At 64.6% G+C, this 22,289-nt stretch carries 15 protein-coding genes and 1 pseudogene; 6 read left to right on the top strand and 10 right to left on the bottom strand.

What is annotated here, in order from left to right; all coding sequences use genetic code 11:
- Positions 1-278 precede the first annotated feature (278 nt).
- Positions 279-1,544, top strand: a complete 1,266-nt coding sequence (locus tag UCMB321_RS03595; protein WP_040063930.1) for an Hsp70 family protein — start codon at positions 279-281, stop codon at positions 1,542-1,544.
- 161 nt (positions 1,545-1,705) lie between these two features.
- On the opposite strand, the gene UCMB321_RS03590 is transcribed toward UCMB321_RS03595, so the two are convergent.
- Positions 1,706-2,716 (bottom strand): AI-2E family transporter, encoded by a 1,011-nt coding sequence (locus UCMB321_RS03590; protein ID WP_040063928.1) that lies wholly within the window; start codon positions 2,714-2,716, stop codon positions 1,706-1,708.
- A 95-nt stretch (positions 2,717-2,811) separates the two neighbouring features.
- Positions 2,812-3,213 carry a PsiF family protein gene (locus tag UCMB321_RS03585; protein ID WP_040063926.1) on the bottom strand — a complete coding sequence of 134 codons (402 nt, stop codon included), beginning with the start codon at positions 3,211-3,213 and terminating at the stop codon, positions 2,812-2,814.
- 202 nt (positions 3,214-3,415) lie between these two features.
- Here UCMB321_RS03585 and UCMB321_RS03580 point away from each other — a divergent pair, with 202 nt between their 5' ends.
- On the top strand, positions 3,416-4,297 hold the full coding sequence (locus UCMB321_RS03580; protein ID WP_040063925.1) for a DMT family transporter: 882 nt from the start codon (positions 3,416-3,418) through the stop codon (positions 4,295-4,297).
- 9 nt (positions 4,298-4,306) lie between these two features.
- Here the strand turns inward: UCMB321_RS03580 and UCMB321_RS03575 are convergent, their stop codons facing one another.
- From UCMB321_RS03575 to yfiR, 4 genes are all read right to left on the bottom strand, one after another.
- Positions 4,307-5,428: a peptidogalycan biosysnthesis protein gene (locus tag UCMB321_RS03575; protein ID WP_040063923.1), complete on the bottom strand. Its 1,122-nt coding sequence runs from the start codon at positions 5,426-5,428 to the stop codon at positions 4,307-4,309.
- Positions 5,429-5,581: 153 nt separating this feature from the next.
- Positions 5,582-6,085 carry an outer membrane lipoprotein YfiB gene (gene yfiB, locus UCMB321_RS03570; RefSeq protein WP_040063922.1) on the bottom strand — a complete coding sequence of 168 codons (504 nt, stop codon included), beginning with the start codon at positions 6,083-6,085 and terminating at the stop codon, positions 5,582-5,584.
- A 4-nt stretch (positions 6,086-6,089) separates the two neighbouring features.
- Positions 6,090-7,358: a diguanylate cyclase DgcN/YfiN gene (gene dgcN / locus UCMB321_RS03565; protein ID WP_167337415.1), complete on the bottom strand. Its 1,269-nt coding sequence runs from the start codon at positions 7,356-7,358 to the stop codon at positions 6,090-6,092.
- Positions 7,358-7,933 (bottom strand): regulatory sequestration protein YfiR, encoded by a 576-nt coding sequence (yfiR, locus tag UCMB321_RS03560; protein WP_040063920.1) that lies wholly within the window; start codon positions 7,931-7,933, stop codon positions 7,358-7,360. Before yfiR ends, dgcN begins: the two co-directional genes overlap by 1 nt.
- Before the next feature lie 333 nt (positions 7,934-8,266).
- On the opposite strand from yfiR, the gene UCMB321_RS03555 reads away from it, so the two are divergent.
- From UCMB321_RS03555 to UCMB321_RS03540, 4 genes are all read left to right on the top strand, one after another.
- Positions 8,267-9,118 (top strand): sugar phosphate isomerase/epimerase family protein, encoded by an 852-nt coding sequence (locus tag UCMB321_RS03555; protein WP_040063919.1) that lies wholly within the window; start codon positions 8,267-8,269, stop codon positions 9,116-9,118.
- Positions 9,119-9,130: 12 nt separating this feature from the next.
- Positions 9,131-10,189, top strand: a complete 1,059-nt coding sequence (locus tag UCMB321_RS03550) for an isopenicillin N synthase family dioxygenase (RefSeq protein WP_040063918.1) — start codon at positions 9,131-9,133, stop codon at positions 10,187-10,189.
- A gap of 43 nt (positions 10,190-10,232) precedes the next feature.
- Positions 10,233-11,021: an ABC transporter substrate-binding protein gene (locus tag UCMB321_RS03545; RefSeq protein ID WP_040063916.1), complete on the top strand. Its 789-nt coding sequence runs from the start codon at positions 10,233-10,235 to the stop codon at positions 11,019-11,021.
- Between the two features lie 258 nt (positions 11,022-11,279).
- Positions 11,280-12,833 (top strand): amino acid ABC transporter permease/ATP-binding protein, encoded by a 1,554-nt coding sequence (locus UCMB321_RS03540; RefSeq protein WP_040063914.1) that lies wholly within the window; start codon positions 11,280-11,282, stop codon positions 12,831-12,833.
- Here UCMB321_RS03540 and recD read toward each other — a convergent pair.
- The 4 genes and pseudogenes from recD to UCMB321_RS31190 form a co-directional block, all read right to left on the bottom strand.
- Entirely contained in the window at positions 12,796-14,892 is a 2,097-nt protein-coding gene (recD, locus tag UCMB321_RS03535; RefSeq protein ID WP_040063912.1) for an exodeoxyribonuclease V subunit alpha, read from the bottom strand. The two genes, UCMB321_RS03540 and recD, sit on opposite strands and share 38 nt — an antisense overlap.
- Positions 14,889-18,575: an exodeoxyribonuclease V subunit beta gene (recB, locus tag UCMB321_RS03530; protein WP_040063910.1), complete on the bottom strand. Its 3,687-nt coding sequence runs from the start codon at positions 18,573-18,575 to the stop codon at positions 14,889-14,891. Before recB ends, recD begins: the two co-directional genes overlap by 4 nt.
- The gene (gene recC / locus UCMB321_RS03525; protein ID WP_040063909.1) at positions 18,572-22,030 is read right to left on the bottom strand and encodes an exodeoxyribonuclease V subunit gamma; all 3,459 of its coding nucleotides are present in this window, start codon (positions 22,028-22,030) and stop codon (positions 18,572-18,574) included. The genes recB and recC overlap by 4 nt, the downstream gene beginning before the upstream one ends.
- A 19-nt stretch (positions 22,031-22,049) precedes the next feature.
- Positions 22,050-22,289: pseudogene (locus UCMB321_RS31190) on the bottom strand (hypothetical protein); the annotation flags it as partial.

The following is a 22,289-nucleotide window of genomic DNA, read 5'->3' as shown; positions in this document are numbered from 1 at the left end:
CCGCTCGGCAAGACACAGCCTGCGCGCATCGGCGCGACAAGGATTGACCGAGCTCAAGGCTGTGACTCAGGGGCGTAGCGGAATATATCGGCCGTCGCGGCGATTTCTTGTCATCGACAGGCGCGGGCCGAACCATTAACTGCAAGGTTGGGGGCGAATGCTGGCCTTTCAAGGGCAAGACCGCGCAAGAACCGCCATTTAACGGATCACCGGCCTTCGAATCCGGGCGCGACTGGCATACACTGCGCGGCCGTTTTTTCAACCGGAACCCGAACACCATGAACAACGCCTCTCCGGCCCGTGCCTGCGGTATCGACTTCGGCACGTCCAACTCCACCGTCGGCTGGCTGCGCCCCGGCATGGAAACGCTGATCGCGCTGGAAGACGACAAGATCACCCTGCCCTCGGTGGTCTTCTTCAATATCGAGGAACGCCGCCCGGTCTACGGCCGACTGGCCCTGCACGAGTACCTGGAAGGCTACGAAGGCCGGTTGATGCGCTCGCTCAAGAGCCTGCTGGGCTCCAAGCTGATCAAGCACGACACCAGCGTGCTGGGCACGGCCATGCCGTTCAAGGACCTGCTGGGGCTGTTTATCGGCCAGTTGAAGCAGCGCGCCGAAGCTACTGCCGGCCGCGAGTTCGAGCAGGTGGTGCTGGGCCGTCCGGTGTTCTTCGTCGACGAAGACCCGGCCGCCGACCAGGAAGCCGAAGACACCCTGGCGGAAGTCGCGAAGAAGCTCGGTTTCAAGGACGTGTCCTTCCAGTACGAACCCATCGCGGCGGCCTTCGACTACGAGTCGACCCTGGACCGTGAAGAGCTGGTGCTGATCGTCGACATCGGCGGCGGCACCTCGGACTTCTCCCTGGTGCGCCTGTCGCCCGAGCGCCGGGGCCTGGACAACCGCCATGAGGATATCCTCGCCACCGGCGGTGTCCACATCGGCGGAACCGACTTCGACAAGCAACTGAGCCTGCAAGGCGTGATGCCACTGTTCGGCTACGGCAGCCGGATGAAGAGCGGTGCCTATATGCCCACCAGCCATCACATGAACCTGGCGACCTGGCACACCATCAACTCGGTGTACTCGCAGAAATCCCAGCTGGCCCTGGGCAGCATGCGCTACGACATCGAGGACACAGGGGGCATCGATCGCCTGTTCAAGCTGATCGAACAGCGCGCCGGGCACTGGCTGGCGATGGAAGTCGAGGAAACCAAGATCCAGCTGACCCATGCCGAACAGCGCCACGTGCCGATGGACCGCATCGAACAGGGCTTGAGCGTGGCGTTGAGCCGGGGATTGTTCGAGTCGGCCATCGACAACCTGCTGGAGCGTATCCGCAACAGCGTCACCCAGTTGCTCGGCGATGCCGGCGTGGGTGTCGGGCAGGTCGACACGGTGTTCTTCACCGGCGGTTCCAGCGCCATTCCGGCACTGCGCCAGAGCGTGGCGGCGATGTTGCCCAACGCCCGGCATGTGGAAGGCAACATCTTCGGCAGCATCGGCAGCGGCCTGGCGATCGAGGCGAAGAAGCGCTACGGCTGAAACTCGATTGAACACGCGGTTATTGTAGGAGCTGTCGAGCCTTGGCGAGGCGGCGATCGCGGTCGGTCAGGCAACATCAATATTGACTGGACTACCGTCATCGCAGCCTCGCCAAGGCTCGACAGCTCCTACAAGGTTTGGCGGCGTTTTTAATGCTGGGGTCAGACCAGCTGCGCCAGCTTCAACTCGCTCTTGATGTACGCATAGTAGATCGGCCCCGCCACCACCCCCGGCAGGCCGAACGCAGCCTCGCACACCAGCATGGCCATGAGCAGCTCCCAGGACTTGGCACTGATCTGACCGCCGACGATCCGCGCGTTGAGAAAGTATTCCAGCTTGTGGATAAACATCAGGTAGCCCAACGCCGCCGCCGCGACCCAGACCGACAGCGACAGGCCGACGATGGTGATCAGGGTGTTGGACATCAGGTTGCCGATCACCGGCAACAGCCCGAGCAGGAAGGTCAGCACGATCAGGGTCTTGGTCAGCGGCAGCTTGATCCCGCACAGTGGCAGGACCACCGCCAGGAAAACCGCGGTGAACGCGGTGTTGAGCGCCGAGATCTTGATCTGCGCGAAGACGATATTGCGAAACGCCTGCACCAGCAGCCGCAAACGCTCGAACAGCGCCGCCGCCAGGGGTTTGCGCTGGCTGATGTCCGACACATGCTGCAAGGCCACGATCGCCCCCAGCACCATGCCGATCAGCAGGGTCACGAACATATGCGCCGCGTCCTTGCCCACCAGTTGCAGTTCACTCAGGTGCTTGCTCAGCCACTCGCCGATAGCGACCTGGAACTCGGCCGCACTGGCCGGCAGATAAGCGTCGATGAACGGCGGCAACTGGCCACGCGCCTTGTCCACCACCACCATGAACTTGTCGAGGGACGCGCCGGGGTTTTCCGCTTCGTGCAGCAGAAAGCTGATGGCCCCGGCAAAGATCAGGCTCAGCACGCTGACGATCAAGGTGCCCAGCAACGCCACCGCCAACCAGCGCGCACGCCGCCCGGAAATCAGGTGCTCGAGCTTGGGCGTGAGCATGTTGACCAGCTCGAACACCAGTAAGCCGGCCAACAGGCTGGGGAGCAGGCGCAACGGCAATGCCAGCAGCAACCCACCGAAAACAAGGATCAAACTGGCCAGGACGACATAACGCTGGGGAAACGCTGACATACAGCCTCAAAAAGAACGGCATTAAAAGACAGGCAGTCTGCCAGCCTTCTCCAGGGAGGACCAGCGGCAAGCGTCAGAAGGACAGCGGTTCGACGCTACTTCTTCTTCAGGCAATTGCTCATGAAGGCTTTGTGCGCATCGCCCTTGGGCGCCTGGATCTTGGCGGCGGCATTGCAGTCCTTCATCTTCTGCTGCTGCGGCGTCAGCACCTTGGCCGGCACGGCCGCGGTCGCCGGCTTGGTCGCCGGTGTGGCCGGCATGGCGGCTGGCGTGGTGGCCGGTGTAGCCGCAGGCGTGGCGGCGGGCATGGCCGATGTGGCCGCAGGCGCGGCTTTCAGGCAATTGCTCATAAAGGCCTGGCGCTTGTCGCCAGTGAGGTTCTGGGTCTTGGCATCCGCGTTACAGGTGGCCATCTTGTTTTGCTGAGCCGTCGCGGCAAAACCCTGTGAGCAAAGTAACAAGCCGATCAACAACAATGGGATACGGAGCATCTTCATGGAGTTTTCTCCTTGTTACCGCACCGAAGGGCACGGCATGCCTTCAGTGTAGACAAACGCAGTTACACATCCAGCAGCGCCCAGCCAGGCCCTACGCGCCGGCCACCGGTACTGCTCCTGCACGATTGACAGGATCGAGGTAGAGGTTTCATCCCGGCACAAGGATAATCCCCGCTCATTGACGATTCGGGCTACACCCCCCATGCAATACGCTTTCCCCCTGCTGGCGATCTTTATCTGGGCCGGCAATACCGTGATCAACAAGATGGCGGTCGGCGCGATCTTCCCGGCGGAAATCGGCTTCTACCGCTGGTTGCTGGCCGGCCTGCTGTTCACCCCGTTCATGCTCAAGCCGGTAATTGCCCATTGGAGCCAGATCCGCCCGAACCTGGGCCGGATCTTCGTGCTCGGGGTGCTCGGCATGGCGGTCTACCAGAGCCTGGCGTACTTCGCCGCGACCCTGACCTCGGCCACCAACATGGGCATCATCCTGTCGTTGATGCCATTGATGTCGTTGGCCCTGGCCATCCTCAGCCTCGGCCAACGCCTGACGGCCGGCGCGCTGGTCGGGGCGCTGCTGTCGTTTGCCGGGGTGCTGGTGGTGGTGTCGTCCGGCAGCCTCGCGACGCTACTGACCCATGGCGTGAACCTGGGCGACGCGATGATGCTGATCGCCACCCTGGCCTATGCGATCTACAGTACCTTGCTGAAGAAATGGCAACTGCGCCTGCCACCGCTGGTCTTGCTGTACCTGCAGGTGCTGGTGGCGGTGGTGGTGCTGTTCCCGCTGTTCTGGCTGTCGCCGAAGGTCGGGCCGAACCTGCACAACGTCGGGCTGGTGCTGTATGCCTGCCTGCTGGCCTCGATGCTGGCCCCGCTGGCGTGGATGCGATCGGTGGCGACACTCGGACCGAGCCGTACCACCCTGTTTTTCAACCTGTTGCCACTGATCACCGCGTTGATCGCCGCCGTGGTCCTGCATGAAGAGTTGGCGCTGTATCACCTGCTGGGCGGGACGCTGACCCTCGGCGGGGTGATTCTGTCGGAGCGCTGGACCACGCCGTTGCGCCGCACAGGGTCTTGATAAAGAGCTCTAGTACTCCTCGGCCATCGTCTGCAGGTCCGGGTCCAGGCTCTGCCAGGTAATGCCCTTGGCCACCGCGCCGAAGATGCGATGCAGCAACGGGTTGCGATGACGGCAATAGCAGTCCAGCGAAACCAGCTGATGACCGAGTTCACGCTTGACCCGATAGCCTGTCTGGCCACTGTCCAGGCGTGTGGCCCCGACACTGTAGGACCACTTCACCGCCTGCTCCCATAGCTGGAAATACAGGTGCGACTGCTTGCCCACGTGGTAATCGATGCCGATGAACTTGTTGATGGCCTTGTCACCGAGCAGAAAGCACAGCATGAACGCCGCCATCTTGCCAGTCTGTCCATCGCTCAGCAGGATGAAATGCGATTCGGGCTTGAGGGCAATCTGTCGAAAGAACTCGAACGTGAGCTTTTCGAATTTGGTCTTGCCCTTCTCGTAGGTTTGCAGAAAAAGGCTGTACAACTCCTGCAGCGTTTCTTCATCCGGCTGCTGCACGACCGTTACCGCCAAGGCCCCCGGCACGAGGCCGTGCTTGAGCTTCTTTTTCAGCAGATAACGATGGCGGCTCTTGAGCGTCTTGAGATAGCCCTCGAAACCACCCGAGGCCAGCTCGACCGCCGTGCCTGGAAAGCTCACCATGGGAAACAGCCCACGCGCCTCGCACAGCCCTTCAAGCGCCGGCTTCTGCAATTCGCCAAAGTCCTTCCAGACGGTCATCGCGACGTTCTTGGCTTTCGCCCTTCGGGTCAGCGCGTCTTGCAGCGGCACAACGATATCCGCCAGCGAATGACCGGGCAGCAAGCCGATGGAGCCCTCGTCGGAGCAGGGTGAGCCGACGAACAGGGTGCGCTGGTAACGGAGCGCCGGGATCACTCTCAGCACCTTGGCAATCATGGGCGGGACGACCAATTCCATGGGAACGTTCATGACAAACGTGGGAGCCAGCCCGATCGGCTGCCCCTCTTTCTCCAGAATGGCGTAGGCAAATTCGAACTGGTCCTCAAGCCCACCGTCTTCCAGGGCTTCATACCACCAGCGGCCTTCGACACCGGTAAAACAGCTTTCCCACAGCGTTGCGGGGATAGACGCAGCGCGGCTGACCCATCGAACGTTAAACATTCAAACTTCCTCTCAGGCGGCGCCCTCCTGAGAGGGTCCATACTTATACCCGCATGCAGGGGAATCGAGAAAGAGAATCGGCATTTATTTCGACAGGTATCACGTTGCTAGCAACATCGATACAAATAGCGTCCGCGCAGCCCTGCAAAAGGCTCAGTCCGCAATCACCACAATCGACACCCGGCGGTTCTCGGTGCGCCCCTCTACCGTGTCGTTGCTGGCCACCGGCACGCGGCTGCCGAGGCCTCGCAACTGGATATTCTGGCGCTTCATGCCGGCCTGCTCCAGCACCGTCGCCACACTGTTGGCCCGACGCACGGAGAGCTGCTCGTTGTAGGCGTCCTTGCCCGAGGCGTCGGTATGCCCGTCCACCCGCACTCGCTCGATACCCACGCCCAACAGGGCCTTGGCAATGCGATCGACGATGTCATGGCTCTCTTTGTTCAACACTTCCAGGTCGCTGCCGAACAGCACCTTGCCCGACAGACCGAAAGCCCAGCCATCGTCCGTCAGCCGGAAGCCCTCTTGCTTGAGCACGGCGATCTGCGCCGCGCTCAGGCCCTTGGGCGGTGCGGTCTGGCAGCCGGCCAATGCCAGCAGCACCGTGAACAGGGCCAAGGTGAAAAAACGCAAGGTCTGTCGGGTCAGTGTGTACAAGGGTTCAACTCCTGGTTTGAACAATGGCGGCGGAGTGCTCCGACCCCGCCGTGTGTTGCCCGCCTCGGGCGAGGCGCTTGGCTTGGTACATCGCCGCATCGGCGGCGTTGAGCAGGGCGTTCGGGGTAATGCCATGCTCGGGGTAAACCGCGATACCGATGCTCAACGAGGTGAGCACCTGGGCCTGCCCGGGCACCGCAATGGGGGCGTCCATGCTGGCGATGATCTTGTCGGCGATGCGCTGGGCGTCTTCGATCTTGTGCAGCGGCGTCAGCAGGACGGCGAACTCGTCGCCGCCCAGGCGCGCCACCAGGTCCTCTTCACGCAGTTGCGCACGCACTCGCGTCGCCACCGCGACCAGCACCGCATCACCCGCCGCATGACCGAAGTTGTCGTTGATCTGCTTGAAGCGATCGCTGTCGAGAAACAGCACGCCGACTCGCTCGCCCTGCTTGGCGGCGTTACGCAGGGAGCGTATCAGGCGACCTTCGAAGAAGGCACGGTTCGGCAGGCCGGTCAGGCTATCGTGATTGGCCTGGTGGGCCAGGGATTCGTTTTCGCTGCGCAGATGGCTCTGCCAGGCCTCCAACTCGTCGAGCAAGGCGTTGAAGTCGCTGCCCAGGTTGTCCAGCTCGGCAATTGACGCGGGCGGCACGCGCCGGTCAAACGCCCGATCGATGCGAGCGGCATGGGCCACCTCGGCCAGGCTGCGCAACGGGCCGATAATGCCCCGCAGCAGGCGCCGCGCCAGATACAGCCCGAGCCACGCCGCCAGGGCGCTGCACACCAGGATCCCGAGCAGACCGCTGAGCAGGAAACGCAGCAGGCTGCCGCCATGTCCGGTCAGGCGGATACTGCCGACCTCGCGATCCTGATGGACGATCGGCAGATCGATAGGTTGTTCGAGCAGGGTACGCGCCAGTTGCATCTCCACCTTGGACAGCAAGCCGGTTTCCGGCCGCTGCCAGCGCGCCAACCGTTGACCGTGAGCGTCGAAGACCTCGGCATCGGCCACTTCCTCGGTCTCGGCGATCAGGGCCAGGGCCTCGGTGGCCGCACTGCTGTCGTTGAACACCACCGCCGCTTCCACGGTGTAGCTGATGGAGCGGGCGATCAGGTGCAGGTTGTGGTCGGCGTAGACCCGCAGGGCCAGCACGCCGAGAAAGGTCAGCGAGACACTCACCAGGCCCACCGCGGCCATGGCCGCCAGCAGATGCCCACGCCCCAGCACCGAGCGCAGGCTGGGGGGCGCGTCGGACTTGAACCTACCGATCATGGCTGGGCGCTCCGGCGGCGCGAGAGTTGCAATACGCTGGGGTGAATGCGCACACCACTGCGGGCGACCGAGTCGAGGTTGACCTCGAACGACACCTGGTTATCCGCCACCCGCAGACAGAAGAGGCTGCCGACCGTGCACTGATCGCCGCCTTCGCTGATGCTCAGCACCGCGTGGCCGCTCAGGGCGGTAAAGAGACGGCTGCGTTCGTCGCTGCTCAGCTTGCCGATATAGACGGCGTCACAGGCGCTGCCGAGGGCCGGACTGCTCGCCAGCAGGCGCTGGACCAGCACCGGTCGCCCGGTGGCCTGGGTGGTGCCCTTGACCAGGTCGTCGGTGTACTCGGTGGGACCAACGATGCACAAGCGCAGTTGTTCCGGCTCCACCGGCCAGCGAGCATAACTGAGAATCCCCAGCACCACCTGGGTCACCGCCTGGGCACGTTGATCGGCCGCGCCGGTGGGCGCGGCGTCCTGGGCAATGCTTATGTGCGTCGACAAACAGAACAGGGCAGACAGGCAGAACTGTCTCCAACCCCAAAATCGCCCTGTCGTCGAGACAGCCACGCTCATGAAGGAATTCTCTTAGATTTATGTACGAATAGAGCCGCAACGATAGCACACCCCTTGGCTCGCAAGGACGGATGCCCAGCAGTAGATAGCCCACTATTGGTTTATGAATCTCTGAAGTATGGATTTGAGCTTTCCTATTCTTCCGCGTGCCATGGGCTGTCTAAGATCGACGCCATGCTCCAGCAGGGGGGAATACTCTCCCCTGATCTGATGTCAGACCGGCTCCGCAGAGAACTGGCTAGACGGACGCCCTCTGTTACTGCCGTAACCGCTCGTCCCGGCCCAACACCGTGACGTGCATCGAACCGTTCAAGGCTTCGTTGAGGCGCACCGATGAAACTGGAGATTTTCCGTACCCTTTGGGGCTACACCGCGAGCAAGGCCCAGGCACTCGACGAGCTGCTGGCCGAAGGCTTCGACGGCATGGAGGCGCGCCTGCCCCTGCAAGCCGCCGAACGCGCCGAGTTCGCCGCCTTTCTGCGCGCCAACCGCCTGGGCTATATCAGCACGCTCTTCACCGCCTATGATGTACTCCCCGAACAGGCCGCCGCGCCCGCCGAACACCTGCGGGACCTGGACTGCAAGCTGGCCTGGGCCGCCGAACTGGAGCCGCGCTTCGTCAATGTGCTGGCCGGCAACGACCGCTGGCCCCTGGCGCAACAGGTGGAGTTCTTCGGCCAGGCCATGGCCCTGGCGAAACGCCACGGCCAGTTCTGCACGTTCGAAACCCATCGCTCGCGCTCGCTGTTCAATCCCTGGCTGACCCTGGAACTGATCCGGCAACTGCCCGACCTGCGTTTCACCAGCGACATCAGCCACTGGATCGTCACCTGCGAACGCCTGCTGGACGATCCCGCCGACGACCTCGGCGCCTTCGTCGAGCGCGTTCACCATATCCAGGCGCGGGTCGGCTATGACCAGGGGCCGCAGGTACCGCACCCCGGCGCCCCGGAATACGCCCGGGAACTGGCCTTCCACCAGGCCCACTGGGAAAGCATCTGGCGGGCCCAGCAGGCGCGGGGCTACACCGTCACCACGCTGACCCCGGAGTTCGGTGCCGACGGCTACCTGCATCACCTGCCCTTCACCAACGTGCCGGTCGCCGACCTGTGGTCGCTGAACGTCTGGATGGCCCGGACCGAGCGCGAACATTTCCAGCGTTTCAGCCAATCAACCCATCCGTGAGGTGTTTGCGTCATGCCTGAGAACAATCACAAAAGCCCGGCCGAGGCCAACTTCAAGAGCATTCCGGTGGTGAACATCGCCGGGCTGTTCAGCGTCGAGCTCGAACACCGCCTGGCGGTGGCCGAACAACTGGGGAACGCCGCCAGCGAAGTGGGCTTCCTGTACATCACCGGGCACGGCATCGACCCGCAGTTGATCGACAACCTGCGCCAAGCGGCCAAGGACTATTTCGCCCAGCCGTTCGAAACCAAGATGCAGCACTACATCGGCACCTCGAAATCCCACAAGGGCTTCGTCCCGGAAGGCGAAGAGGTGTACGCCAAGGGTAAACCGGATCACAAGGAAGCCTTCGATATCGGCTTCGAAGTGCCGGAGGACGATCCGCTGGTGCTGGCCGGCACGCCATTGCTGGGACCGAACGACTGGCCGACGCTGCCGGGGTTCAAGGAGGCGGTGCAGGCCTATTACGCCGCGGTGTTCGCCCTGGGTCGCAAGCTGTTCGGTGGTTTCGCCCTGGCCTTGGGGCTGGAAGAGAACACCTTCGATGCCCTGGTCACCCGGCCGCCGTCGAAGCTGCGGCTGATCCACTACCCCTTCGACGATGCCGCCCAGGACGCCCCCGGCATCGGCGCCCACACCGACTACGAGTGCTTCACCATCCTGCTGGCGGACAAGCCGGGCCTGGAAGTGATGAACGACCTGGGCCAGTGGATCGACACGCCGCCCCTGCCCGGCGCCTTCGTGGTGAACATCGGCGACATGCTCGAAGTGATGACCGCCGGGGCCTTCGTGGCCACGGCCCACCGGGTGCGCACGGTGAGCGAGGAGCGTTATTCCTTCCCGCTGTTCTATGCCTGCGACTTCCACACCTTGATCCAGCCGCTGCCGGGTTTCGTCCAGGCCGACCAGGACTATGAACAGATCGCCATTGGCGAGCACATGTACGGCCAAGCCCTGCAAACCTACCAGTACCTGCGCAAGCGCGTGGAGAACGGCGAGATCGCCTTGCCCGAGAAAGCCCGCAAGCCGTCGAGTTTCGGCCATTTGAAAAACCAGTCGCAGCCGTCCTGAACCCAGCCCTCACACCCCAGCCTTCACATCGGAGCCACCGAACATGCACAAGAACAATTCGCGCCTGACCCTGATCGCCGCCGCCCTGCTGTGCAGCAGCGCCGCCCTCGCCTCCACGGCCACTCCCGGCCAATTGAAAGTCGGGATGGAAATCACCTATCCGCCGTTCGAGTCCTACGACACCGACAAGAACGTGGTCGGCTCCGACCCGGAGTTGTCGCAGGCCCTGGCCAAGCATCTGGAGGCCAAGGCGCAGTTCGTCGACACCAAGTTCCCGAGCCTGATCCTCGGCCTCAATGCCGGTCACTATGACGCGATCATTTCCGGCATGTACATCACCCCCGAGCGCCAGACCCAGGCCATGACCATTCCCTACGCCATGACCGGCGCGGCGATCCTGGTGCCCGGCACCAGCACACTGAAACCGGGCACGCCGGAAGACCTCTGCGGGCTGAAGGTCGGCCTTGAGCAGGGCACCACCTGGGTGGCGCAGCTGCAGAAGCTGTCGACCGACTACTGCGTGCCGAAGGGCAAGGGCGCGATCACAGTGAATGAGTATCCGTCGGCCCCGGAAGTCACCCAGGCGCTGCTGTCGAACAACGTCCAGGCCCAGGTGGAAATTGCCGGCGCGGCGAAGCTGATCGCCGAGAAGACCAAGGGCCGGGTGGTGGTGAGCAGCGAACACCTGGTCTATCCGCAGACCCTCGGGATCTTTGTGAAGAAGGGCAATGAGGCGCTGTACCAGGCGTTGCTCAAGGCGTTCGAGGAAACCAAGAAGAGCGGCGAGTACGCGGCGATCCTGAGCAAGTACAGCCTGGAAGCGGCGCAGTAGAACCGATTGGATTCAGGGGTAGGCCCTTTCTGTCGGGACGCCCATGGACTGCCGGCGCAGACTCCTGCGGGGGCCGGGCTAGACAGCACTTTTCGGTGAATCACCGGACTGTGGGAGCCGGCTTGCCGGCGATGAGGACCTTAAGGTTTGCGCTGTACTTGAGGGCGCCATCGCTGGCAAGCCAGCTCCTACAGGGACCGGATTGAACCCGAACCCTGCGAGCGATCGCACCAGCTCCATTGCAACACCGAGGTCTCTATGCAATTCGATTGGCCCTATTTCTTTTCACTGTTCTCGGCGCCGGACTTCTGGAAAGCCTGTGTCACGGTGGTCGAGCTCAGCGCCCTGGCCTGGTTCATCGGCATGTTGCTGGGCTTCTTCCTGGCCTCGGCCAAGCTGTCCGCCTCGGCCTGGCTGCGCCTGCCGGCCGCCGCCTACATCTGGTTCTTTCGCAGCATCCCGCTGCTGGTGCTGGTGGTGTTCGTCTACAACCTGCCGCAGCTGCTCCCGCTGACCGGCAGCGTGCTGTCCAATCCGTTCTATTCCGGATTGTTCGCGCTGGTGGTCACCGAAGCCGCCTACATGGCCGAGATCCATCGCGGCGGACTGATCTCGGTCGCCAGGGGCCAGAAGGAAGCCGGCCGCGCCCTGGGCATCGGCGTGCTGGGGCTGCAACGACTGATCGTGATTCCCCAGGCCTTTCGTATCTCGCTGCCAACCCTGATCAACGAATACATCACGGTGGTGAAACTGACCTCGCTGGTCTCGGTGATTTCCCTCACCGAGCTGCTCACCGTCGGCCAGCGCCTCTACGCGCAGAACTTCCTGGTGATGGAAACCCTCGGCGCGGTGGCGGTGTACTACGTGCTGATCGTCAGCCTGTTCGGCTGGCTCCTGCAGCGCCTGGAGCGCTACCTGGACCTGGGCCAGCGCACGCCGCAAACCCTCGACGAGAACGCCATCGCCGGACTCAGGGCCGCGCAACCAACGCTGCCCCAGTCGCCCCGCGCGCAGTCGGTCAGCGGGGCCCCGCTGGCGCTGGATCTGCAGAATATCCACAAGTGCTATGGCAGCCACGCCGTGCTCAAGGGCATTGACCTGGCGGTCGGCAGTGGCCAGGTGATTTCCATCATCGGCCCGTCCGGCTCGGGCAAGACGTCGCTGATCCGCACCATCAACGGCCTGGAAAGCATCGACCAGGGCAAGATCGTGCTATTCGGCGAGGGCTTTATCAGCGCCGCCAATCACCCCAACAGCCCGCAGATTCGCCGAGGTGTGCGGCGCATCGGCATGGTGTTCCAGAACTTCAACCTGTTCCCCCATCGCTGCATCCTCGACAACATCACCCTGGCGTCGCTCTACCACGGTGCGAGCCGGGAAGTGAGCGAACAGCGTGCACTGGCCCTGCTGGACAAGGTCGGGTTGCTGGCCCATGCCCGCAAGTACCCGCATCAGCTCTCGGGCGGCCAGCAGCAGCGGGTGGCGATTGCCCGGGCGCTGGCGATGGAACCGCAGATCATGCTGTTCGACGAGCCGACGTCGGCGCTGGACCCGGAGCTGGTAGGGGAAGTACTGAAGGTGATTCGCGAGTTGGCGGATGAGGGGATGACGATGCTGATCGTCACCCATGAGATGGATTTCGCCATGTCGATTTCCGATCGGGTGGTGTTCATGGAGAACGGCGTGGTGCAGCTGGATGCCAGCCCGCAAGCGATTCGCGAGGAGGCGAAGGGCGAGCGGGTGCGCCGGTTCATGGGGATTGAAGTCGGCGCGGTCAGTGCTCCGCGCCCAGCTCAAGCATCAGTCCGCTGAGCCGCTTGACCTTACGCCCCACCGCCTCCTCGAATACCCCGGCGCGCGGTTCGATCAGGCTGAACCAGTCCTTGGCCCGGGTGATCCCGGTGTAGATCAACTCCTTGGTCAGCACCGGGTTCAACACCTGCGGCAGGATCAGCGCGGTGTGGGCGAACTCCGAGCCCTGGGACTTGTGCACCGTCATGGCGTACACCGTCTCCACATCGTTCAAGCGACTGGGCAGGACAAAGCGCACCCCGCCCTGCCCGTCATTACGCGGGAAGGCCACCCGCAGCACCGGCTGGCCAGCCTGCGGGCCGTCGCGCTCCGGCAGTTTCAAGGCAATGCCGATATCGCCGTTCATCAGGCCCAGGCCGTAGTCGTTGCGGGTCATCAGCACCGGACGCCCCTCGTACCAATGCTGGTCGCTGTCGATCAGGCGCTGGGCGAACAACGCCGTGGTAATCCGCTGGTTCAAACCCTCGACACCCCAGGGGCCCTTGCGCACGGCACAGAGCAACTGGAACTCGTCGAAAGCCTGGAGCACCGTGCGCGCCCAGTCGGTCCAGCGTGCATCCGCCAGGTCGGTAGCCGCATCCGGACGCCGGCTGTGCAGCACTCCCAGGTAGTGCCGGTAGCCTTTCGGGCCGGAGCCCTGGCCGTCCAATACCAGGCGTTCGAACTTCTTGTCCTGCTCGCCCTTGAGCGACAGCGCGAACAGATCCGCGTGGCTGCCGGCCGCCAACAGCGCTCGCGCCTCGTCCGCCGACTGGCGATTGACCAGGCGGGCCAACTGACCGATACCGCTGCCTTCGCCAAAGCGCCGGGAATGACGCAACATCACCACTTGCTGGGCCAGCGGATGGCTGTCGTCCAGGTCCTCGCGTAAACCGCTGGCGTCCATCGCCTCGCCACTGACCGCCTGCAACCAGTCACGGGTCGACGCGCTGTACCAGCCCTCCTCGGCATCACGGCACAGGTCGCCCAAGACCGCGCCGGCCTCCACCGACGCCAGCTGGTCCTTGTCGCCCAACAGCACCAGCCGGGCGTGGTCAGGCAAGGCATCGAGCAGGTTGGCCATCATTTCCAGGTCGATCATCGACGCTTCGTCCACCACCAGCACGTCCAGTGGCAGGCGATTGCCCGCGTGATGCCGGAAGTGCCGCGTGCCCGGCCGGCTGCCCAACAGGCGGTGCACGGTGGTGACCTCGCTGGGGATCTTGCCGCGCACGCCGTCGTCGATCTCCAGCGAGCGCACCTGCGCGCTGATGGACTCGGTCAGCCGCGCGGCGGCCTTGCCGGTGGGCGCCGCCAGGCGAATGCGCAAGGGTTTTCCCGCCGCCACCGCCGGGGCCTGGAGCAACGCCAGCAGGCGCACCACGGTGGTGGTCTTGCCCGTGCCAGGACCACCGGTGACGATGCTGAATGCCCCTCGCGTGGCCAGGGCACAGGCGAGTTTCTGCCAGTCGATGCGGGCGCCGGGAGCTGCTGCGCCAAACAGCGCGGTCAGGCGTTGCGCCAAGTCGTCCGGGGTCTCTTCCTGTTCCGCCAGGCGTCGGCGCAAGGCCTCGTCGATACGCCGCTCGTAAGCCCAGTAGCGCCGCAGGTACAGGCGTCGCCCGCTGAGCACCAACGGGCGCTGTGCCGCCTCGATACCCCCATCGTCCGCCAGCGCCACCAGCGAACTGGCCTGCAGCGACCGGCACCAGTGCTCGCCGTCCAGGGCCACCAGCAACTGCGACGGCAGCAGCAACGCACCGCCCTGCACATCACCCTCCGGCGGCAGCGACAAGGCGAAGTCCGGTTCCTGCAAGGTGGCGAACAGATCGAGACAGACATGCCCGTGTCCCAACTGGTGGCTGGTCAGCGCCGCCGCCAGCAGCACCAGCGGATCGGCCTCGGCATCGAGCTCGTGGAGAAAGGCCACGAAGGCCTTGTCCAGCGCCCGCAGCCAACCCCGTTCAACCCAGCGCTCCAACAGCAACAACAAGTCCGCCGCGCGGCTCAGGGGCGTCAGTTCGGCCAGGCTGTCGTCGCTCAGCGCCGTCGGCAGGATTTCGGAAAAAGAGCGTTTCATAACAGACTCCCCTGCTCCCAGGCGGGCTCGCCACGGGGCACCGGTTTGCCCTGGAACAGCAGGTCCAGGTGCTCGATCAGTTCGCGCGGCGGCCGGGTGAAAAACACCCCCTGGCTCGGCGCACGGGTGCCCCGCAGGAACAGGTACAAGGCCCCGCCCATATGCCGGTCGTAGTCATAATCCGGCAGCCGCGCCTTGAGCTGGCGATGCAGGGCCAGCAGGTAGAGCACGTATTGCAGGTCGTAACGGTTGTCGAGGATCGACAGGTTCATCGCCTGCTCGGTGTAGGCCGCGTCATCGACGCCCAGCCAGTTGGACTTGTAATCCGCCACGTAATAGCGCCCCTGGTGTTCGAAGGTCAGGTCGATAAAGCCCTTGAACATGCCATTGAGCGATACCGGCTCGGCCTTGGCCCGGGCGACACCAGCGTGGGTATGGCGACGCACCAGTTCGTCGACCTTGAGCACATCGACGCTGTGGCTGGCGAACCAGAACTCCATTTCCACCCGGTAGGCCTTCAGGTCCTTGAGCACCACCGGCGGCTGATCGTTGCCCAGCCGCAAAGGCGTTTGCAGCAGATCGGCGAGCCAGTCGCTCAGGGCCGCGATCCAGCCTTTCCAACCGCGCAGGTTGCAGCGGGGGGCGACGGCTTTTTCGATGAGCGCGCGGTCGGCATCGAAGCCCTCGTCACCGGCCCATTCGAGCAGCCCGTGAAGGAAGGTGCCGGGGTTAGGGCCACGGGGGAAACGGTGAATGTCGCTACCGCTCTGTGCCAGGTCGCGAGGCGCGGCCGGATCGAGGCGCTCGTCGTCGAAGAGCTTCTGCGCCTGGGGGCTTTCCGGCGCTTCGTCACTGTCGGGACTCTGCACCTCGCCGATGCGCAAGGCGCTGTAGGAAGCGATCCACCAGTATTCGCTGGCACTGCGCTTGGGCAAGCGCGGAGCGAGCAAGCTGGCGTCGTTGCGCGGCGCCTGGAAGGCTTCGGCGGTGGCCGCCGGCAGAGGTTCGCAGGCCAGCGCCGGGCAATCCTGCTGCAGGTCCAGCAGCCAGCGTTCAAGGCCGGTGGACTCGCCCAGCACAGCACCGCCACCGAGCAGATAACCGAGGGCGGACAGGTGCAGCACCGAGCTGCTGTGATTGCCGCGCTTGAGGTCGGCCACTCCCAGCCAGCAGGCATGCCGGGCCCGGGTCAGGGCCACGTAGAGCAGGCGCAGGTCTTCGGCCAGGCGCTCGTTGTCGGCCTGGACAATCAGTTCGGTGGTGGGTTTCAGGCTGACCTGGACCTTGCCGTCGGCATCGTGGTAATGCAGCGGCAGGCGACTGCCATCCACCGGTTTGACCGAGCAGATGAACGGCAGGAACACCAGGGGGTATTCCAGGCCCTTGGACTTGTGGATGGTCACCACCTTGACCAGTTGCTCGTCGCTTTCCAGACGCAGGATCTGTTCTTCGCCCGCCTGGCCGGAGGATGCCAGGTGCTCGCCGAGATGACGGATCAGTGCCTGTTCGCCGTCCAGCTCGGAGGCCGCCTGTTGCAGCAGCTCGGACAGGTGCAGCAAGTTGGTCAGCACCCGCTCGCCATCGCTGCGGACCATCAGCGCCCGGGGCAAGTGGAAGTCGTGGATCAGCCGACGCAGCATCGGCAGTACGCCCTGCTTGCGCCAGATCTCGCGATAGCGGCGGAACTGCATGACCCGTTCTTCCCAGGCCAGCTCGTCCTGGTTCAGCCGCTCCAGTTCGGCCAGCGGCAGGTTCAGGGTGATGCAGGCCAGGGCCGCCCGCAGCGGGCGTTCGACATCCGGCTCGGCACAGGCCTTGAGCCAGGCCAGCAGGTCATGGGCCTCCTGGGCGGCGAACACCGAATCCTTGTCCGAGAGGTAGACGCTGCGCACGCCGCGACTCGCCAGCTCGCCACGCACCGCCTGGGCCTCCTTGCCGTCACGCACCAGGATCGCGATATCGGAGGGCAGCACGCCCTTGAGCACGCCGTCGCGGACAAAACCACTGAGCTGCCGTTGCCCACCGTTGAGCAGTTCGACGATGCGACTGGCGCAGGCCGCCGCCAACTGTTGGCGATATACCGCGCCGGACACCGGTTGCTCCGATGGCAGTTGCCAGAGGTTGAGCGCCGCCACGGGCTGGCCGTCGATCTGCAACACCTCCTTGCGCCCCTGGGCGGCCACCGGCAGAAATGGCACCGGGTTGTCGTCGCCCTCGCGAAACAGGAACGCACCGCGCCCCTGCTCGCGCTGCTCGGCCCATTCGAAGACGTGGTTGACCGCCGTGACCATCGCCTGGCTGGAACGGAAGTTGGTGCCCAGGGTATGCAGCCGACCGTGAGTGGCCTGGCGCGCCCGCAGGTAGGTGTAGATGTCGGCGCCACGGAAGGCGTAGATCGCCTGCTTCGGGTCGCCGATCAGGAACAGGCCACACTCGGGGCTGTTGTCCTCGATGCGGTAGATACTTTCGAAGATCCGGTACTGCACCGGGTCGGTGTCCTGGAATTCGTCGATCAGGGCCACCGGGAACTGCTCGCGGATCAGGCTCGCCAGACGCTCGCCGGCGTCGGCCTGGAGCGCCGCGTCGAGGCGCAGCAGCATGTCGTCGAAACCCATCTCGGCACGCCGGCGTTTCTCTTCCTCGAAGCGCATGCCGACCCAGCGGGCGGCGTGTTCGAGCACGGCGGCGTCCGGGGTGGGCAAGCCGTCGAGGCTGACCTTCAAGCCGGCCATGGCGTCGAGGGCCGGGTGGCTCGGCGGCTCGCCCTTCCAGGCTTCGGCCAGGCCCGTGGTGGTCAGGCGGCTGAAGCCGGTGCCGATATCCAGTTGCTCCTGGCTCTCGTCCTCGGCCCAGGCCGTCAGTTTTTCGAACCAGGGTTCGAAGTAGCGCGCCTGCATCTTGCGACCGTCGACGGTCTTGTTCGCCACGCCTTGCAGGCAGATATCCCGCAGTTCGACGGCCCATTGCCGCCAGGGCGCCTTGAGCTGCACCAGGGCCTGGCGACGCTCCTGCAGGCAGGCCTCGATCAGTTCGGCCGGCTCCTGTGGATTGTCGTTGCGCCGTTCGCTGCCGAACAAGGCTCGCACCCGGGGCAACAGCGCCGCCGGGCCGCCCCAGTTCGCCCGGACCCAGTTCAGCGCATCGCCGTGCATCTTGTAGCAGAACAGCCGCCAGTAATCGCGCAACACTTCGCCGAGCAGTTCGCTGTGGTCGGTCTCCAGGGTCTGGGTAAACAGGCTGCCGCTGTCGAAGGCATGCTCACGCAGCATGCGCTGGCACCAGCCGTGGATCGTCGACACCGCCGCTTCGTCCATCCACTGGGCGGCGATATCCAGGCGGTTGGCGCACGCCGGCCAGTGTTCGGGCAGGTATTCGTCACGCAGTTGGGCGATCAGCGCATCGGGGGCTTCCATCTCGTCGCGAAAGAACCGCGCGGCTTCCGCCAGGCGGGTGCGGATACGGTCACGCAATTCCTGGGTGGCGGCGTCGGTGAAGGTCACCACGAGGATCTGCGGCGGCAGCAACTCGCGGCCGAAACCCGAGGCCTCTCCGCCATGGCCGAGAACCAGGCGCAGGTAGAGCGCGGAGATGGTGAAGGTCTTGCCGGTGCCGGCACTGGCTTCGATCAGTTGGCTGCCGCGCAGCGGGAAGGCCAGGGCCAGGGGAGTCTTGCTGTCGGTCATGAGCGCGCCTCCTCGGCGGCGAGTGAACGCCAGGGCGCTTCGAGCAACGGACGATAGAGCGCATCGCACCAGCCTTCGAATTCCTCGCTGGCGATCAGCGCGTTGTAGTCGGCGAACTGTCGGGCCAGGGCCGCGTTTTCCCGACGTTCGCCCTCGCTGTTCACACCGTCGCCATCGTAGGCCTTGCGGGCCGCGTCCTGCGCCTTGAGCGGGTCGGATTGGGCGAGCCAGGCAAAGGCGGTCTTGACCGCGACCGGCAGCGGACGCCGCATGCCGGACTGCCAGGCCAGCAGCAGGTTGCCGAGGATCTCGGCGGCACGCGGCGCTTCGAAAGGCGGCAACAGCAGGGTGTCGTCGCTGGCCACCAACGCAGTGGTCATCGACAGTTCGCAGGCACAGGCCACCAGGTGCTCGACCCACGGCCGGGTGAGGCGATGCCATTTACGGGTCTTGAGCGAGCCGATGCTGTTGGGAATGGTCGTCACCGCGAGCAGGCCGCCGTCACTGCGTTGGTGCAGGCCGCTCAGCCAGCCTTCCACCCGGGTGCCGCCGGTGTCGAAGGCCACGGGCACGGCGCTGGTCAGCGGGGTCGGCCAGAGGCTGAGCAGTTGCCGGTAACGTTGCAGCAGATCCGGCAACGGTTCGATCAGTTCGTGCTGCAGCAATTCGCCGAATCCGGCCATGGGCAGCAGGCCGCTCGCTTGCAATCGCCGGGCCTGGTGGCGCAGCGCATCGTCCGGGTTATCGGCCTGGAGCAACGCCGCTTGCAACAGGCTGTCGCTAAGGCTGTAGCGTTGCAGGGCGTCGAGCACGAACGGCTCCTCGTCGGCCAGCGGTGCCTGGGCCGCTTCGAAGAAGACCTTCAGGCGCTGGCTGAAAAAGTGCCGCACGGGGTTACGCAGGAAGTCCTGGAGCTGGGCCAGCGTCAGTGGCTCTTCCTGCCGATAGGCGTCGAGTTCGGCGCTCGTCGCGGTCGGGTCCTGGGGCTCGTGCAGTTGTTGCCATTCGCGGGCATAGCTGAACAGATCGGCATGGCTGTCATGGAAATAGCGGGCGCTGAAGGGCTGCAGCGGATGCGCCTGGGTCAGGCCTTTCAGCAGCTGTTCACCGTCGGCGTCCGGCAGTCGCCAGCCGGCAGCGAGATGGTCGCGCAACTGGCCGATCAGGACCGAGGCCGGACGCTCGCTGTTGTCACGGATGCTATGACCGACCCAGCTGATGTAGAGCTGATGCCTGGCCGACAGCAAGGCTTCGAGCAACAGGTAACGGTCATCTTCGCGCCGTGAGCGATCGCCGGGACGGTAGTCGCTGCCCATCAGGTCGAAATCCAGCGGCGGCTGAGCACGGGGATAGTCGCCGTCGTTCATGCCCAGCAGGCAGACCAGCTTGAACGGGATGGCCCGCATCGGCATCAGGGTGCAGAAGTTCACCGCACCGGCCAGGAAGCGCTGGGACAGGCGGCCCTGGTCGAGGCCGGCCAACCAGGCTTCGCGTACCACGGTCAGCGGCAGGGTTTCTTGCAGGTTCACCGCCTGGCAGGTTTCCAGCCAGTCGGCGCGCAGTTGCTCAAGCTGCATCAGCAGGTAGTCGTCGTGTTCGGTGTCGGCGAGGAAAAACAACTGGATCAGTGCGTGCAGGCGCTCGCCCCATTGCTCGGGAAGTGCCGGCTCGGAAAGTTCCTGGTGGGCGATTTCCAGTGCGTCGAGCAGGGCCACCAGCGGGCCGATCAAGGCGGCGTCGAGGCCGCCGATCTCGTCGTAGGGTTCAATGCCTTCACAGGCGTCGCCGCTGCCGACCGCGTAGCCCAGCAGCATGCGCCGCAGGCCGAACTGCCAGCTGTTCTGCTCCAGGGTGTCGGGCAGGCCAAGGCCGGCGCGCTGTTCCGCGTTCATGCCCCAGCGCACGCCGGCGCCTTCGATCCAGCGATGCAAGGTCGGCAGGTCACGCTCTTGCACATTGAAGCGGGCGCGCAAGGCGGGGACATCGAGCAGGTCGAGGATCTCGCTGACCGGGAAGCGGCTGTCGGGCAGCTTGAGCAGGTGTTCGACGGCAATCAGCAACGGGTCGCGACCACGCTGGCCCTGGTCGGCCAGGGTGAAGGGGATGAAGCGCGGATCGCCGCGCTCGAGCTGGCCGAAGACGGCGCGGATATGCGGCGCGTAGCTGTCGATATCCGGGACCATGACGATGATGTCGCGCGGCCGCAGCTGCGGCTCGGCACTGAAGCGCTCGAGCAGTTGGTCGTGGAGGATTTCCACTTCCCGCTGGGCGCTGTGGGCGACGTGAAAGCGGATCGATTGGTCCCGCGCCAGGTCGATGGCCGGCCAGTGTTCGCGGGTTTCATTGAGCGGGCGCAGTTCGAGGATATCGTCCTGCAGTTGATTGAGCAGGGTCAGCGGCGTGCTGTCGCTGAACAGGTCGATACGGCCGTCGCGGAAAGCCGCGCGATAACTGGCGGGATCGTCGTAGCTGTCCAGCAGGTTGATGTAGTCACGACCCTGCTTGCCCCACGCGGCCAACAGCGGGTGCGCGTGCTGGTGCAGGGTTTGCGGATCGAGGGCCAGCGGCATTCCGGCTTTGCGGACCTGGCGTTTGTACTGGTTACGCAGCAGGTCCTTGTCGGCGACGATATCGGACCAGTGATGCCGGCAGGGGTTGTGCACGCAGAGCAACACCTGGCTGAAACGGGCCAGTCCGGCGAGGGCTTCGAGGGCCTGGGCGGGCAGCGAGGAGATGCCGAACACCATCACCCGCGGCGGCAGACCTGGCGGTGGGTTTTCCAGCTGGTTGATCCGTTCGATAAAGCGCTGGTGAACGCCGGCCCGGCTCTGGGCCATGCCCGACTCGCCGACATCCAGCAGCAGTGCGCGCCATAGCTCGGCCTGCCAGCAATTGGCCGGGGGCAGCGGCTTGATCTCGCCACGGCCGCCGCGCAGTTGATGGCGCCCGGCAGCCCAGTCTTCCAGCCAGTCGGCGCGATAGACCTGGTATTGGTCGAACAGGTCGGCGAGGCGTTCGGCCAGTTGGTAGCGCTTGCGCAGGTCGCTGTCGTGGGTGAGAAAGCGTTGCAGGGGTTCGAAGTGGGGCTGATCGATGAGCTCCGGCAGCAGGCGCATCAGGCGCCAGGTTAGCGGCCCCTTGTCGAGCAGGGACCTGGCCGGGATCTCGTCGCGGCCCAAGACCATCCGATAGAGCTGCCACATGAAGCTGCCGGGCAGTTGCACATCGATGGCGGCGGCGATGCCGCAGCCGCCCTGGTCATCGTCTGCGGGGTCTTCGGCCAGGGCGAGTTTCAACCACTGGGCGATGCCGTTGCTCTGCACCAGGGCGATTTCATTCTCCAGGGGGGCCAGGGGATAACGTCGCATCACGTTGATCACCAGGCTGCGAAGCTCTTCAGGGCTGTTGCTCTGAACCACCATGAAGGCTGGGTTGAGTGACGTCGCATCCGACATGCCGACTTCCTTGGAGAATTCAAAACGAAGGCAGGACTTTACCACCTCCGGCGCGCCCAATCGCCCCTGCCGGAACACCGATCCCTGTGGGAGCCGGCTTGCTGGCGATGGCGGCCGGGTAGGCGCTGCAAGACTCGAGGGCCTCATCGCCAGCAAGCTGGCTCCTACAGGGGCCGGGCCAGCCTTTCGACCAGGTGTCCCGAGTATTTCGGCGGCGCAAAAACAAAACCCCTACCTGCATGCGCAGATAGGGGTTTTG

The sequence above is a fragment of the Pseudomonas batumici genome (assembly GCF_000820515.1).
GTDB lineage: Bacteria > Pseudomonadota > Gammaproteobacteria > Pseudomonadales > Pseudomonadaceae > Aquipseudomonas > Aquipseudomonas batumici.
The sequence above is the reverse complement of the archived record's forward strand: the minus strand, read 5'-3'. Positions and strand labels throughout refer to the sequence as shown.

Excerpts from the sequence above, each read along its gene's own strand:
- UCMB321_RS03595 (WP_040063930.1), top strand. The coding sequence starts at position 279 with ATGAACAACGCCTCTCCGGCCCGTGCCTGCGGTATCGACTTCGGCACG.
- UCMB321_RS03590 (WP_040063928.1), bottom strand. The coding sequence starts at position 2,716 with ATGTCAGCGTTTCCCCAGCGTTATGTCGTCCTGGCCAGTTTGATCCTT.
- UCMB321_RS03585 (WP_040063926.1), bottom strand. The coding sequence starts at position 3,213 with ATGAAGATGCTCCGTATCCCATTGTTGTTGATCGGCTTGTTACTTTGC.
- UCMB321_RS03580 (WP_040063925.1), top strand. The coding sequence starts at position 3,416 with ATGCAATACGCTTTCCCCCTGCTGGCGATCTTTATCTGGGCCGGCAAT.
- UCMB321_RS03575 (WP_040063923.1), bottom strand. The coding sequence starts at position 5,428 with ATGTTTAACGTTCGATGGGTCAGCCGCGCTGCGTCTATCCCCGCAACG.
- yfiR (WP_040063920.1), bottom strand. The coding sequence starts at position 7,933 with ATGAGCGTGGCTGTCTCGACGACAGGGCGATTTTGGGGTTGGAGACAG.
- UCMB321_RS03555 (WP_040063919.1), top strand. The coding sequence starts at position 8,267 with ATGAAACTGGAGATTTTCCGTACCCTTTGGGGCTACACCGCGAGCAAG.
- UCMB321_RS03550 (WP_040063918.1), top strand. The coding sequence starts at position 9,131 with ATGCCTGAGAACAATCACAAAAGCCCGGCCGAGGCCAACTTCAAGAGC.
- UCMB321_RS03545 (WP_040063916.1), top strand. The coding sequence starts at position 10,233 with ATGCACAAGAACAATTCGCGCCTGACCCTGATCGCCGCCGCCCTGCTG.
- UCMB321_RS03540 (WP_040063914.1), top strand. The coding sequence starts at position 11,280 with ATGCAATTCGATTGGCCCTATTTCTTTTCACTGTTCTCGGCGCCGGAC.
- recD (WP_040063912.1), bottom strand. The coding sequence starts at position 14,892 with ATGAAACGCTCTTTTTCCGAAATCCTGCCGACGGCGCTGAGCGACGAC.
- recB (WP_040063910.1), bottom strand. The coding sequence starts at position 18,575 with ATGACCGACAGCAAGACTCCCCTGGCCCTGGCCTTCCCGCTGCGCGGC.
- recC (WP_040063909.1), bottom strand. The coding sequence starts at position 22,030 with ATGTCGGATGCGACGTCACTCAACCCAGCCTTCATGGTGGTTCAGAGC.